At 71.8% G+C, this 13461-nt stretch carries 13 protein-coding genes; 7 read left to right on the top strand and 6 right to left on the bottom strand.

Annotated elements, in window-relative coordinates; all coding sequences use genetic code 11:
* Window positions 1-36: 36 nt before the first annotated feature.
* Both yczR and Prum_RS09160 read left to right on the top strand, forming a co-directional pair.
* Entirely contained in the window at window positions 37-1497 is a 1461-nt protein-coding gene (gene yczR, locus Prum_RS09165; protein WP_173075619.1) for a MocR-like transcription factor YczR, read from the top strand.
* Window positions 1494-2051: a DUF1349 domain-containing protein gene (locus Prum_RS09160; protein ID WP_173075618.1), complete on the top strand. Its 558-nt coding sequence runs from the start codon at window positions 1494-1496 to the stop codon at window positions 2049-2051. The genes yczR and Prum_RS09160 overlap by 4 nt, the downstream gene beginning before the upstream one ends.
* 109 nt (window positions 2052-2160) lie before the next feature.
* Here Prum_RS09160 and Prum_RS09155 read toward each other — a convergent pair whose 3' ends face one another.
* On the bottom strand, window positions 2161-3990 hold the full coding sequence (locus Prum_RS09155; RefSeq protein WP_173075616.1) for an AMP-dependent synthetase/ligase: 1830 nt from the start codon (window positions 3988-3990) through the stop codon (window positions 2161-2163).
* Between the two features lie 137 nt (window positions 3991-4127).
* Window positions 4128-4757, bottom strand: coding sequence for a TIGR03085 family metal-binding protein (locus Prum_RS09150; protein ID WP_173075614.1), 630 nt, complete (start codon window positions 4755-4757; stop codon window positions 4128-4130).
* A gap of 111 nt (window positions 4758-4868) precedes the next feature.
* Between Prum_RS09150 and Prum_RS09145 the strand changes: the two genes are divergently transcribed.
* Complete coding sequence (locus Prum_RS09145; protein ID WP_246277765.1) at window positions 4869-6665, top strand: ABC transporter ATP-binding protein; 1797 nt, start codon at window positions 4869-4871, stop codon at window positions 6663-6665.
* Window positions 6662-8413, top strand: coding sequence for an ABC transporter ATP-binding protein (locus Prum_RS09140; RefSeq protein WP_246277764.1), 1752 nt, complete (start codon window positions 6662-6664; stop codon window positions 8411-8413). Before Prum_RS09145 ends, Prum_RS09140 begins: the two co-directional genes overlap by 4 nt.
* A gap of 57 nt (window positions 8414-8470) precedes the next feature.
* On the opposite strand, the gene Prum_RS09135 is transcribed toward Prum_RS09140, so the two are convergent.
* The gene (locus tag Prum_RS09135; RefSeq protein ID WP_173075612.1) at window positions 8471-9226 is read right to left on the bottom strand and encodes a DUF2470 domain-containing protein; all 756 of its coding nucleotides are present in this window, start codon (window positions 9224-9226) and stop codon (window positions 8471-8473) included.
* A 71-nt stretch (window positions 9227-9297) separates the two neighbouring features.
* On the opposite strand from Prum_RS09135, the gene rpsD reads away from it, so the two are divergent.
* Window positions 9298-9909, top strand: a complete 612-nt coding sequence (rpsD, locus tag Prum_RS09130; RefSeq protein ID WP_173075610.1) for a 30S ribosomal protein S4 — start codon at window positions 9298-9300, stop codon at window positions 9907-9909.
* Here rpsD and Prum_RS09125 read toward each other — a convergent pair.
* Genes Prum_RS09125 through Prum_RS09115 form a run of 3 tightly spaced genes read right to left on the bottom strand, consistent with a single transcriptional unit; the run spans window position 9897 to window position 11974 of the window.
* Window positions 9897-10499 (bottom strand): TetR/AcrR family transcriptional regulator, encoded by a 603-nt coding sequence (locus Prum_RS09125; RefSeq protein WP_173075601.1) that lies wholly within the window; start codon window positions 10497-10499, stop codon window positions 9897-9899. The genes rpsD and Prum_RS09125 overlap by 13 nt on opposite strands.
* A 21-nt stretch (window positions 10500-10520) precedes the next feature.
* A complete protein-coding gene (locus Prum_RS09120) occupies window positions 10521-11258 on the bottom strand; it encodes an ABC transporter permease (protein WP_173075599.1) in 738 nt (245 codons plus the stop codon).
* Window positions 11255-11974 (bottom strand): ABC transporter ATP-binding protein, encoded by a 720-nt coding sequence (locus Prum_RS09115; RefSeq protein WP_173075597.1) that lies wholly within the window; start codon window positions 11972-11974, stop codon window positions 11255-11257. The genes Prum_RS09120 and Prum_RS09115 overlap by 4 nt, the downstream gene beginning before the upstream one ends.
* Window positions 11975-12096: 122 nt before the next feature.
* Between Prum_RS09115 and Prum_RS09110 the strand changes: the two genes are divergently transcribed.
* Window positions 12097-12465 carry a MerR family transcriptional regulator gene (locus Prum_RS09110; protein WP_173075595.1) on the top strand — a complete coding sequence of 123 codons (369 nt, stop codon included), beginning with the start codon at window positions 12097-12099 and terminating at the stop codon, window positions 12463-12465.
* On the top strand, window positions 12459-13457 hold the full coding sequence (locus tag Prum_RS09105) for an aldo/keto reductase (protein WP_281368872.1): 999 nt from the start codon (window positions 12459-12461) through the stop codon (window positions 13455-13457). Before Prum_RS09110 ends, Prum_RS09105 begins: the two co-directional genes overlap by 7 nt.
* Window positions 13458-13461: the final 4 nt, after the last annotated feature.

Raw genomic sequence — 13461 nt, 5'->3', positions numbered from 1 at the left:
TGGTAAGGTACAAAGAGCCAATCTTGGGAGGGTGGCATGACCAGCACCGTGCGAGGTAGCCAGCTTGCCCGTCTGCTCGGCCATTGGCATTCGCTGCCGGGCCGCCGGCGGAGCCCGGACTACGCCGCGCTCGCGGGCGCCATCCGGGGCCTGCTCTCCGACGGGCGCCTGCCCTTGGGGGTACGCCTCGCGGCCGAGCGGGAGCTGGCCGAGGCGCTCAAGGTGAGCCGCACCACGGTGACCGCGGCCTACCGGGAGCTGCGCGAGACCGGCCACCTCACCAGCCGGCGGGGCGCGGGGAGCTGGACCACCCTGCCCAACGGTCACCGGGTCGCCAGCTCCGGCCTGTGGACCCCGCAGGACGACCTGGACATGATCGATCTTGGCTGCGCCGCGCTCGCCGCGCCGGCCGAGCTCGTGACGGCCGCCCGCGCCGCCGCCGAGGACCTGCCCCGCTACCTGCAGGGGGCCGGCTACCACCCGACCGGCATCATCGAGCTGCGCGAGGCGGTGGCGCAGGGGTACACCGAGCGCGGGCTCACCACGAGCCCCGATCAGATCATGGTGACCAGCGGCACGCAGCACGCCCTCGATCTGGTCCTCCGGTTGAGCGTGCCGGCCGGTGCCCCCGTACTCGTGGAGTCGCCCACCTATCCGAACGCGCTGGCCGCGCTGTCCGCGCGGCGGGCACGCATCGCCACGCACGGCATCGACACGGGCGGCGGCGACGGTTGGGACGCGGACCTGCTCCTGGACGGCCTGCGGCAGACGCGGCCGCGGCTGGCGTACCTGATCCCCGAGTTCCAGAACCCGACCGGCCACCTGATGCCGGCCGCGCTGCGCGAGCGGGTCGTGGCGGCGGCGCACGCGAGCGGCACCGACCTGGTCATCGACGAGTCCTTTGTGGACCTCCCGCTGGACGGGACGGAGGTGCCGGCGCCGGTGGCCGTGCACGACCGGCACTCCCGGGTGGTGTCGATCGGCGGGATGAGCAAGCCGTACTGGGGCGGGCTGCGGATCGGGTGGGTACGCGCGTCGGCGCCGCTCGTGCAGCGGCTGGCCGCCCTGCGGGTCGGGGTCGACATGGCCAGCCCCGTGCTCGACCAGTTGGTCGCCGTACACCTGCTGGAGCGGGCGGACGTCATCGTGCCGGCGCGGCGGGCGCAGCTGGCCGAGCAGCGCGACGCGCTGGTCGTGGCCATGGAGCGGGAGCTGCCCGAGTGGCGGGTGACGGTGCCGCGCGGCGGCGTGACGCTGTGGGTCGAGCTGGACGGGCCGATCTCGAGCGCGCTCTCGCGTGCCGCCGAGGAGGTCGGGGTACGGCTCGCGCCCGGCCCGCGCTTCGGGGTGGACGGGACGCTGGAGCGGTTCCTGCGGCTGCCGTTCACGCTGCCGGCGGCCGACCTCGAAGACGCGGTGAAGCGGCTCGCCGCGGTCCGCTACGATCTTGATCGCACCCGTCGTCCACAGTGGAGAGAGCCTGCGGTGATCGCATGACGTTGTCCATCTCGGACCTGCCCGCCGAGATCCTGCTGACCGCGCCGCCGCGCACCGACATCTTCGTCGACCCGGGCGGGGCTGAGCCGACGCTCAACGCCACCCGGCTGCTGGGCACCCCGCCGGACGGGCCCTTCCAGCTCTCCGCGCGGGTGCGGGTCGAGTTCGCCGGGACGTACGACGCCGGGGCGCTGCTGGTGTGGGTCGACGAGCGCACCTGGGGCAAGCTCTGCTTCGAGCGCTCCCCGCAGGGCGAGACGATGGCGGTGTCCGTGGTGACCCGCGGCCTGTCCGACGACGCGAACAGCTTTACCGTGCCGACCGGCGACCCGCTGTGGCTGCGAGTGTCCCGGCTCGGCCCCAACTGGGCCTTCCACGCCAGCACCGACGGCGCGCACTGGCACTTCGTCCGGCACTTCGCGCTGGGCGAGGGCGCGGCACCGGTGCAGGTCGGCTTCGTCGCCCAGTCGCCGGTGGGCGAGGGCTGCGCGGTCTCCTTCGACCAGATCGCCTTCGTCCCCGAACGCCTGGCCGACATGCGCAGCGGCGCCTGACACCCGGACGCCGCCGATCAAGGACCATTCCGTCGATCAAGGGCAAACGGTCGTGGATCGGAGATCGAACCACGGCCGTTCGCCCTTGATCGACAGGAAAAATGCCTGGTCAGATCTCCGCGAGGGTGCCCTCGTACATCTTGTCGATCTCACCGGCGAAGTTGGCCTCGACCGAGCGCCGCTTGATCTTCATGGACGGCGTCATCTCGCCGTCCTCGATGGTCAGGTCGCGGTGCAGGATGGTGAACTTCTTGACCGTCTCCCAGCGGTTGAGCTTGGCGTTCAGCTCCTTGACGTACCCGGCGACCATCGCCTCCGCCTCCGGCGACGAGACGATCTCCGCGTACGACTTGCCCTCGAGTGGCCCGCCGGCGGCCCACCCGACGACCGCGTCCGGGTCGAGCGTGACCAGCATCGTGCTGTAGTTGCGCCCCTGCGCGACGATGACCGCCTGCGACGAGTACGGGCACAGCGCCTTGAACTGGCCCTCGATGTACGACGGCGCGATGTACTTGCCGCCGGACGTCTTGACCAGGTCCTTCTTGCGGTCGGTGATGGTCAGGAAGCCTTCGTCGTCCAGTTCGCCGATGTCACCGGTGCGGAAGAAGCCGTCCTCGGTGAACGCGGCGGCTGTCTCCTCGGGCAGGTTGTGGTAGCCGCGCATGACCGGGGCGCCGCGCAGCAGCACCTCGCCGTCCTCCGCGATCTTGACTTCCAGGTCGCCGAGCGGCGGCCCACACGTGCCGATCTTGAGGCGGTCGAAGCGGTTGACGAAGTTGCCCGCGCTGGTCTCGGTCAGGCCGTACCCCTCACCGACCGGGATGCCCGCCGCCGCGAAGAACTCCGCGATCGGCACCGACAGCTTCGCCGAGCCGGAGACCAGCTTGCGGATCCGGCCGCCGAGCCGGGCCTGCAGCTTGCTGAAGACCAGCTTGTTGGCCACCGAGTAGCGCAGCGCGAGGGTCCCCGGCACCGGCTTGCCGGCCTGCTCCAGGGCCACCTTCTCCTTGCCGGTGCGCACCGCCCAGGCGAAGATCTTGGCCTTGGCGCCGCCCGCGTCCATCGCCGACGACACCGCGCGGTTGTAGACCTTCTCGTAGATGCGCGGTGCGCCGCACATCAGGGTCGGGCGCACGACCGACAGGTTGTCGACGAGCTTGTCGATCCGGCCGTCGACGTACGTCGGCATGCCGATGTGGATCACGCCGGAGAGCAGCGTCTTGCCGAACGAGTGCGACAGCGGCAGCCACAGATACTGCAGGTCCTCCGCCTCCATCAGACCCGGCCCGGACTGGGCGACGGCCTCCCAGCACCAGCCGCCGTGCAGCAGCTCGACGCCCTTGGGCCGGCCGGTCGTACCCGAGGTGTAGATCAGCGTGGCCAGGTTGTCCGGGCCGATGCCCTCGGAGATCTTCTCGATCAGGTCCGGCTCGGCCGCGAGCCGCTCCGCGCCGGCGACCTCCAGGTCGTCCAGCGTGACCTGCGGCGGGCTGGCGGCCGGGTCGGCCGGACCATCGATGAGTACGACGTGGGTCAGCGCCGGCACGGTCGCCCCGGCCAGCTTGGCTGCCTGGGCCGCGTTTTCGGCGATGAGGACCTTCGAGCCCGAGTCGCCCACGATGAACGCCACGTCCTCCGGCTCGGTCGTGGGGTAGACCGTCGTGGTCGCGGCGCCCGCGCACATGATGCCGAGGTCGGCGATGACCCATTCCAGCCGCGTGTTGGAGATGATCGCGACCCGGTCCTCGGTTTCGACGCCGAGACCTCGCAGGCCGGCGGCGAGCGCCTTCGCCTGCTCGCCGATCTTTCCCCAGGTGAGCCACTCCGGCGGTCCGGCGTCACCGGGCGCGGGCCTGGCGAACGCGTCCCGATCGGGGGTGGACGCGATGCGTTTGAGGAACATGTCAGGTATGGACCGGTAGGGAACGTCAAGAGCCATGCGAGGGCCGCCTTACGGTATGCCAACGTGACCGCGGTCACGTTAAAGTGGTGTTACCGAAGAGTATTGAAGAGGTGCCGCTGCGCCAAGCCCTGCGTGTCCAAGCGGGTACGTGGCGCTGCGGGAAATGGAGCGACTCACAGGCCCAGTTTGGCGGTGCGCAGAAAGCCGGCCACGGCGGGTGGGCCGTCTACCTGGACGCGGGCCGCGCGCTGGCGCCCGCTCAGGAAGAGCGCGAGCTCCCCGGGCGCGCCGACCAGTCGTACCGGATCGCCGCCGGCGCCGGCTGTCAGCTCGCCGTACCCGGGAGCCTGCACCTGCACGGCGGCGCGCACGCGGCGCAGCGCGAGCTTGGCCGTCCCCTGCGCCCGCCGCCACAGGGCTTCCTGGTGGTCGTGCGGCAGTTCGCGCGGGACCCACTCGGGCTGGGCCCGGCGGACGTCCTCGTGGTGGATGAAGAACTCCAGGGTGTTGACCGCGCCGTCGGTGACCGGGTTGCTGACCGGGCTCCACCACGGCGCCGCGCGGACCATGGCGACCAGCTTCGGGTACGACGTGGCGGCCAGCGCCCGGCGGACCCGCTCGGAGTGGCCGCGTAGCGCCCCGAGCATGATGCCGGCGGCGGCGTCCGGGCGGCGTTCCCGCATGACGAGGTGGGCGGCGAGGTCGCGGGCGGTCCAGCCCTCGCACAGTGTGGGCGCGTCGGGGCCGACCGTGAGGAAGAGGTCGGCGATGGCTTGCCGTTCGCGCTGGGCGTACCCGGGCATGCGCCCAACAGTAACTCGTGTGATCGCAGACACAGCGGTTAACCGGTCGTCAGCGGCGCTTTCCTTCGGTAAGGATAAGGATGGCCAACAAGGGCTTACGGCGGGAGTGCGGTGGCGGACAGTACCAGCCGGGACGTGCTGGGCAGGGGCCTGCGCGTCCTCGGTCACGCGATCCGGGAGGAACCCCGCATATTCACCGTCGGCGTCGTCGGCAGTTCGCTGTTCGGCCTGCTGACGATCGGCGGCGCCTACCTCGTGGGCGCGATCGTGGGCCACATCGTGGTGCCGTCGCTGGAGGACGGGCGCGTCGACGCCGGCCTGCTCGCCCTCGCCGCCGCCGCGCTGATCGGGCTCAGCGTCCTGAAGGTGGGCGGCATCTTCGCCCGGCGGCTGGGGGCCGGGTGGATGCAGTTCCGGCTGCAGGCCACGTTCCGGCGCCGGGTGACCCGCCGCTACCTGGAGCTGCCGGTCGCATGGCATCAGCGCAACGCCACCGGCACGCTGCTGTCCAACGCGAACTCCGATGTGGAGGCCGCCTGGTTCCCGATCGCGCCGTTGCCGTTCGCGGTCGGGACGGTGGTGATGCTGGTCGGCGCGTTCGTGTCGCTGTTCGCCACCGACTGGGTGTTGGCCCTGGTCGGCGCCGCCATCTTCCCGGCGCTCTTCGCGCTCAACGTGATTTACTCGCGCCGGATGGCGCCCCGCCAGGCCCGCGCCCAGGCCCTGCGCGGCGAGGTCAGCGCGATCGCGCACGAGAGCTTCGACGGCGCGCTGGTGGTCAAGACGATGGGCCGCGAGGCCGAGGAGACCGCCCGCTTCGCCACCCGCGCCGCCGAACTGCGCGACGCGCTCATCTCGGTCGGCCGCCTCCGCGGGATCTTCGACCCGATGCTCGACACGCTGCCCAGCCTCGGCACGCTCGCGGTGCTGCTGGTCGGCGCCTGGCGGCTGCGGCAGGGCGCGGTCACCGTCACCGAGCTGGTGAGCGTCGCGTTCCTGTTCACCGTGCTGGCGTTCCCGGTGCGGGCGATCGGCTGGGTGCTCGCCGAGCTGCCGCGCAGCGTCGCCGGCTGGGACCGGGTGCAGCGCGTCCTGACCGCCACCGGCGAGATGCCCTACGGCGCGAGGTCGCGCGCGGGTCAGGGCACGCCAGCGAGCTTGCGCTTCGAGGGCGTCAGTTTCGGGTACGACTCATCGGACGTCCTCCACGACGTCTCCTTCACCGTGCCCGCCGGCCGTATCGTGGCGCTGGTCGGACCGACCGGCTCCGGCAAGTCCACGATCGCCTCCTTGTCGGTACGGCTGGTGGACCCGGGGTCCGGCACGGTCTTCTTCGACGAAGACGACCTGCCCTCGCTGACCGCCGAGTCCCTCGCCGGCACGGCCGCGCTGGTGGCGCAGTTGCCGTTCGTCTTCGACGACTCCGTACGCGCCAACGTGACCCTCGACCGGCCCGGAGTGTCCGATGAGGACGTCTGGGCGGCGCTGCGGCTGGCCCAGGCCGAAGGGTTCGTGGCGCGGCTGCCCGACGGGCTGGACACGCACGTGGGCGAGCGCGGCGCCACGCTGTCCGGCGGGCAGCGGCAGCGGCTGACCCTCGCGCGGGCGCTCGCCGGCCGGCCCGACCTGCTCGTACTCGACGACGCCACCAGCGCCGTCGACCCGCGGGTGGAGGCGGCCATCCTCGGCTCGCTGCGGTCCGCCGAGCCGCCCGCGTCGATCCTCATCGTCGCGTACCGCCGGGCGACGATCGCACTCGCCGACGAGGTGGTCTACATCGAGCAGGGCCGGGTGGTCGCGCACGGCACCCACACCGAGCTGCTGGCCACCGTCTCCGGGTACGCCGACCTGGTCACCGCGTACGAGAAGGCCGAAGCCGAGCGGGAACTCGAACGGGAAAGCGTGTGAGCGCCCTCGCCACCCTCAGACGCGGGCTCGCGCTGTCTCCCGAGCTGCGCACCGGCCTCGCCGGCACGCTCGGGCTCGCCATCGTGTCGATGATCGGGCGGGCCGCCGTACCGGTCGCCATCCAGCAGGGCATCGACCGCGGGCTGCGCGCCCCGGGCGGGCCCGACCTGGGGCTGGTCGCCGGCATCGTCGCGCTGACCGTGGCGGTGCTCGCGGTGACCACGCTGTGCGGGTACCTGATGATGCGCCGGCTCTTCACGGTCAGCGAGACCGCGCTGGCCGGGGTACGCGTGCGGACGTTCCGCCACGTGCACGACCTGTCGATGCTGCACCAGCAGGCCGAGCGGCGCGGGTCGCTGGTGTCCCGGGTGACCAGCGACGTGGACCAGATCACCCAGTTCCTGCAGTGGGGCGGCGTGATCCTGCTGGTCAGCTTCGGCCAGGTGGCGGTGACCGCGATCGTGATGACGGTCTACTCGTGGCAGCTGACGCTGGTGGTGTTCGGCGCGTTCCTGCCCGCCGTCGTGGTGATCCGGGCGTTCCAGAAGCGGCTCGCCCAGGCGTACGCGGTGGTGCGTGAGCGGATGGCCGCCATGCTCGCCGCCATCTCCGAGAGCGTGGTCGGCGCCACGGTCATCCGGGCGTACGGCGTGTCCGGACGTACCGCGATCAAGCTGGACCGGACGATCGAGGCCCAGCGGCGGGCCCAGAGCCGCGGGCTGCGGCTCGCCGTGACCAGCTTCTCCACCGGTGAGCTCGCGTCCGGGCTGGCGCTGGCCTCGGTCGTGGTGATCGGCGTGCGGCTCGGTGCCGACGGCGCGCTGACGATCGGGCAGCTCACCGCGTTCCTGTTCCTGGTGACGCTCTTCGTACAGCCGGTGCAGATCGCCACCGAGGTGCTCAACGAGGCGCAGAACGCGGTCGCCGGCTGGCGGCGTGTGCTGGACGTGCTCGACCTGGAGCCGGACGTCGCCGACCCGGCCACCGACGGCGTCGACCTGCCGCGCGGGCCGTTGGAGATCCGCTTCGCCGGTGTCTCGTACGCCTATCCCGACGGGCCCACCGTGCTGTCCGATGTGGACCTGGAGATTCCGGCCAAGACCCGGGTCGCGGTGGTGGGCGAGACGGGGAGCGGCAAGACGACGTTCGCCAAGCTGCTGACCCGCCTGATGGACCCGTCGACCGGGGAGGTGCTGCTGTCCGGCGTACCGCTTCCCCAGGTGCGGTTCGGTTCGCTGCGCAGCCGGGTGGTGATGGTCCCGCAGGACGGCTTCCTCTTCGACGCGACGGTGGCCGACAACGTGCGCTTCGGGCGGCCGGGACTGGGCGCGGACGGGCTCGCGCTGGCGTTCGCCGAACTGGGCCTGGCCGACTGGGTCGAGGGCCTGCCGATGGGGCTGGCGACGCCGGTGGGGGAGCGCGGCGAGGCGCTGAGCGTGGGCGAGCGGCAGCTGGTCGCGCTGGCCCGGGCGTACGTGGCGGACCCCGACCTGCTCGTGCTGGACGAGGCGACGAGCGCCGTCGACCCGGCGACCGAGGTACGCCTGCAGCGCACCCTCGACGCCGTGACCCGTGGGCGTACGACGGTGGCGATCGCCCACCGCCTCTCCACGGCGCAGGCGGCCGACGAGGTGATCGTGGTCGACAAGGGTCGCATCGTGCAGCGCGGGGCACATGCCACGTTGGTCGCGGAGCGTGGGTCTGTGTACGCGAAGCTGTACGCCTCCTGGCTAGAGCAAACCCGCTAGTGCATGGAAGGGCACCTTGTTATCGCTTTTTGCATAACAAGGTGCCCTTCCATGCACTCAGGCGGCGGCCACACCGCAGTGGCGGCACAGCACCGGGTGCAGGAGGCGGGCCAGGTCCGCGCGGTCGGCGACCGGGCGGGGGAACGCCAGACGGGCGCGGTACTCCCGGCCCGGCGTGCCCAGGGCGACGACGAAGCCGTAGCGGTCCAGGCGGACGACCCGCGGCTGGGCGCCGGGCGGCTGGGTGTGGCCGGCCTCGGTGAGTTGGCGGTGGATGTAGTCGGCCATCTCCGGCACGTGGTGGTCGGCGAGATCCGTCAGCAGGTCCCACTCGATGGCGTGCAGCGGATCGGGCTCCGCCGCAGCGTACTCGTCGGGGTCGATGTCGATGAGCGCGCCGCCGCGCTCCAGCCGGACCTCCTCGGCGGCCATGCGGAAGATGACCTGGCCGCGCCCGACGTCGAGCAGGTCGCCGGTGGGGTCGATGTCGACGAAGTCCAGCGCGGCCTGGCGCGCCTCGGTGCCGGCCAGCGGGGCCGCCCACCCCGACACCCAGACCCGGCCGAGCGAGGGCGCGCCGGCGACCGGGGGCACGTCCAGGACGTCGAGCACCAGGGCCACGTCCTCGGCGTCGTCCGCGGGGCGCAGCGCGCGGGCGATGTCGCTGTCCACCGGTACGAGCAGCAGCACCCGTCCCCCCGCGTCGGTGGCGTGACGCACCTGGTGGGGGCCAGGTCGGCAGGCGATGTGCGCGCTGCCGCGGAGGCGGCCGGCGGCCAGCGTGCGGGCGACCTCGGCGGGACTGGGATGCATGACGCGGACCTCCGGCGGGTTAGGTTAAGCTAACTAAGGGCAGGCTAACCTACTCAACTGGAGGCGTCTACGTGAACCAGGCCAGACCCAAGGCTCGAATCTCCCGCGCGCTCGGCATCCCGCTGACCCGCAAGGACACCAAGTACTTCGAGCGCCGGCCGTACCCGCCGGGCATGCATGGGCGGTCCCGCCGCAAGACGTCCGACTACCAGGTGCGGCTGCTGGAGAAGCAGCGCCTGCGGTTCCAGTACAACATCCGTGAGGGTCAGCTCCGGCGGGTCTTCGACGAGGCGCACCGCAGCACCGGCAAGACCGGCGAGCGGCTCGTCACGCTGCTGGAGCGCCGGCTCGACGCGGTGGTGGCACGCGCCGGCCTCGCCCGCACCATCTACCAGGCGCGGCAGCTCGTCGCGCATGGACACTTCACAGTGGACGGTCTGAAGGTGGATCGGCCGTCGTACCGGCTCAAGCCCGGACAGGTCGTCCAGGTCAAGCCGGCCAGCCGGCAGAAGCCGCCGTTCCTGCTCGCCGCCGCCGGTGCGCACGCCGGTGACGGGCCGACCGCGCCGTACCTGTCCACGGCGCTGTCGGAGCTCACCACCACGCTGATCCGCGAACCGGAGCGCAAGGAGATCCCGATCATCTGCGACGAGCAGCTGGTCGTGGAGTTCTACTCGCGCTGACCGATGTCACCGGTCACGTAGCGCTGCACGGTCGGGCCGATCGCCGCGACGACCACCTCGGGCGGCGCGGAGGCGAGCGGCTGGAGCTTCAGGACGTACCGGATCATGGCCAGCCCGGCCATCTGCGTCGCGACCAGGCTGGCCCGCAGCGGTGCCTCGGCGGGGTCCATGTCGAGCCGGGGCAGCACGTACCGGATCAGCTGGGTGGCGACGAACTCCCGCATCAGCCGCGCGGTCCACTCGTTGGTCAGCGCGGAGCGCATCAGCGCCACCGCGGGGACGCCGGCCGGCGAGTCCCATATGGCCAGGAACGTCCGCACCAGCCGCTCGCCGAGCCCGTCCGGGCCGTCGGCGAGCAGCTTGGGAAAGACCTCGGCCGGGTCGATCGGGAAGTTCATGCACGCCTTGAAGAGCTGTTCCTTCGTACCGAAGTAGTGGTGGACCAGCGCCGGGTCGACCCCGGCGCTGGTCGCGATGGCGCGGATCGAGGCCGCGTCGAACCCGCGCTCCGCGAACGCCTCGCGGGCCGCGCCAAGGATCGCTTCGCGGGTGTCCGGGTTGCCGGGCCGCCGCCCGGTCCGTCGTGCCATGTGCGCCCCTACCCGAGTACGTCAGGCCGTGCGCCGCCGGAGCGTGGCGGCGGCCAGGACGAGCGCCACCAGCACGCAGCCCCCGACGACCGCCACGTCCCGCCACATGGTGCCGGTGGGATCGGAGTGCACGCCGACCTCTTGGAGCGCCTCCACCGCGTACGACAGCGGCAGCACGTTACTGATCGCCTCCAGCCAGCCCACCATCTGATCCCGAGCCACGAACAGACCGCAGAGCATGATCTGCGGGAACGCCACGACCGGCAAGAACTGTACGGCCTGGAACTCAGTCTGCGCGAAAGCGCTGCAGAGCAGGCCGAGCGCCACGCCGAGCACGGCGTTGATCACCGCGATCAGGATGACGAGCCCGGCGCTGCCCCGGGTGTCCAACCCGAACAGCCAGTACGAGACGCCCGCCGCCACCGCCGCTTGGAGGGCGGCCGCGAGGCCGAACGCGATCCCGTACCCGAAGAGCAGGTCCACCTTGCCCAGCGGAGTGGTCAGCAGCCGCTCCAGCGTGCCCGTGGTGCGCTCGCGCAGCATCGCGATGCTGGTCACCAGGAACATCACGATGAACGGGAAGACCCCGAGCATGATCAGCGCGATCCGGTCGAAGACGGGCGGCTGGTCGTCGAACATGAAGTAGAGCAGCGTCAGCAGCAGCAGCGGTACGCCGATCAGCAGGCCGATCGTGCGCCGGTCGTGCGAGAGCTGCCGCAGGATGCGGGTGGTGGTGACGGCGAGGATGCGCGCGTTCACGCCGGCACCTCCTGGGCCCGGATCAGGCGCAGGAACGCCTCGTCGAGGTCGTCGGTGCCGGCGGACGCCCGTACCTCCGCGGGGGTGTCGTCGGCGATGAGCCGGCCCTCCCGGATCAGCAGCAGCCGCTCGCACCGGCCGGCCTCGTCCATCACGTGGCTGGAGACCAGGATCGTGGTGCCGGCCGCCGCCAGCTCGTGGAACTGCCGCCACAACTCGTCGCGCAGCACCGGGTCCTGTCCGACGGTCGGCTCGTCCAGGACCAGCACCTCCGGCTTGCCGAGGATCGCGCAGGCCAGCGACGCCCGGCTGCGCTGGCCGCCGGAGAGGGTGCCGACCAGCTGGCCGGCCGCCTTGGCCAGCCCGACGTCGGCGATCGCGCGGTCGGCGACGTCGGCGCCGTAGCCGTACAGCGCGGCGAAGTAGCGCGCGTTCTCCCGGACGGTCAGGTCCGCGTACACGCTCGGCGCCTGGGTCAGGTAGCCCACCGTGCGGCGCAGCGGCGGCGCCCCGGCCGGCAGGCCGAGCACGGTGATCGACCCGGACTTGACGATCTGCACGCCCACGATGGCGCGCATGAGGGTGGTCTTGCCGCTGCCGCTCGGACCGAGCAGCCCGGTCACGCTGCCGCGCGGGATCGTGCAGGAGAGCCCGTGCAGGACGGTTCTTTTTCCGCGCTCGACGACGAGGTCCCGTACCTCGATCGCACTGGTCATGGTGCCCTCCTCTGGGCCTCCGAAGAAACTCATCACCCGTTGAACTCAACGCTAGATGAAATCTTGTCCGTGGGCAACGTCAGGCTTGACTTCGAGTGCGCTCGAACTGGAACTCTGGAGGCATGACGATGACCGTGAGCGAAGCGGCGGGGCAGGTCGGACTCACCACCTACACGCTGCGCTGGTACGAGCAGGAAGGGCTGGTCGAGCCGGTCGGGCGGGACTCGGCCGGGCGCCGCCGCTACACCCAGCAGGACGTGGACTGGCTGCTCCTGCTCACCCGGCTGCGCCGTACCGGGATGCCGGTGCGTGACATGCGTCGCTATGCCGAGCTGGCCCGGGAGGGCGACGGCACGCTCGGTGCCCGCCGCAGGCTCTTCGAGCAGCACCGGGACCGGGTACTTACCCGGATCGCCGAGCTGGAGGAGGACCTCAAGGTCCTCAACTACAAGATCGACGTGTACGGGAAGATGGAGCAGGAGCTGTGCTGACCCGCCGGATCGCCGACGCCCAGGTCGCCGCGGTCGGCCTCGGGTGCATGGGCATGAGCATCGCGTACGGCCCGGCCGACGACGCCGAGTCGACCCGCACCCTGCACCGGGCGCTCGACCTGGGCGTCAACCACCTGGACACCTCCGACGCGTACGGCGCGGGCGCCAACGAGCGGCTGCTCGCCCCGGTCGTGCGGGCCCGGCGCGGCGAGGTGTACCTGGCCACCAAGTTCGGCATCCGGATGCCACCCGGCGCGACCCACTCGGCGGTGCCCGGCGTACGGGTCGACAGCAGCCCCGGATGGGCCGCGCAAGCCTGCGACGCCTCCCTCGGCCGGCTCGGCATCGACACCATCGACCTGTACTACCTGCACCGGCGCGACCCCGAGACCCCGATCGAGGACACCGTCGGCGCGATGGCGGCGCTCGTCGCGGCCGGCAAGGTGCGCCACCTGGGCCTGTCCGAGGTGAGCCCGGCGACGCTGCGGGCGGCCCACGCCGTACACCCGATCGCGGCGGTGCAGATGGAGTACTCGCTGTTCAGCCGCGACGTCGAGGGCGAGATGCTGGCCACCTGCCGGGAACTGGGGGTCGCGCTCGTCGCGTACTCCCCGGTCGGTCGCGGCCTGCTCACCGGCACGATCTCCGGTACCGCGCAGCTGGGCGCGGGGGATTATCGCGCCACCGGCGCGCCGCGCTTCTCGGCGGAGAACCTGCCCGCGAACCTCGCCCTCGTCGAAGAGGTCCGCGCGGCGGCCGCGGAGATCGGCTGCACGCCCGCGCAGGCCGCGCTCGCCTGGGTGCTGGCGCAGGGTGCGGACGTGGTGGCGATTCCCGGTACCAAGCGCGTGCGCTACCTGGAGGAGAACGCCGCGGCCGCCGCTGTTTCGCTGACGCCGTCGCAGCTCGCGCGGTTGTCGGCCGCGGTGCCCACTGGCGCGGTTGCCGGAGAACGGTACGCTGAGGCAGCAATGCGATTCATCGGACACTGAGGAT

Origin of the sequence: Phytohabitans rumicis (assembly GCF_011764445.1) — a bacterium.
Lineage (GTDB): Bacteria > Actinomycetota > Actinomycetes > Mycobacteriales > Micromonosporaceae > Phytohabitans > Phytohabitans rumicis.
This window is presented reverse-complemented; position numbering and strand designations above follow the sequence as displayed.

Bases quoted from the DNA above. Each gene is read 5' to 3' on its own strand.
- Prum_RS09110 (WP_173075595.1), top strand. From the start codon at position 12,097: ATGACGATGACCGTGAGCGAAGCGGCGGGGCAGGTCGGACTCACCACC.
- yczR (WP_173075619.1), top strand. From the start codon at position 37: ATGACCAGCACCGTGCGAGGTAGCCAGCTTGCCCGTCTGCTCGGCCAT.
- Prum_RS09135 (WP_173075612.1), bottom strand. From the start codon at position 9,226: ATGCATCCCAGTCCCGCCGAGGTCGCCCGCACGCTGGCCGCCGGCCGC.
- Prum_RS09160 (WP_173075618.1), top strand. From the start codon at position 1,494: ATGACGTTGTCCATCTCGGACCTGCCCGCCGAGATCCTGCTGACCGCG.
- Prum_RS09125 (WP_173075601.1), bottom strand. From the start codon at position 10,499: ATGGCACGACGGACCGGGCGGCGGCCCGGCAACCCGGACACCCGCGAA.
- Prum_RS09155 (WP_173075616.1), bottom strand. From the start codon at position 3,990: ATGGCTCTTGACGTTCCCTACCGGTCCATACCTGACATGTTCCTCAAA.
- Prum_RS09115 (WP_173075597.1), bottom strand. From the start codon at position 11,974: ATGACCAGTGCGATCGAGGTACGGGACCTCGTCGTCGAGCGCGGAAAA.
- Prum_RS09150 (WP_173075614.1), bottom strand. From the start codon at position 4,757: ATGCCCGGGTACGCCCAGCGCGAACGGCAAGCCATCGCCGACCTCTTC.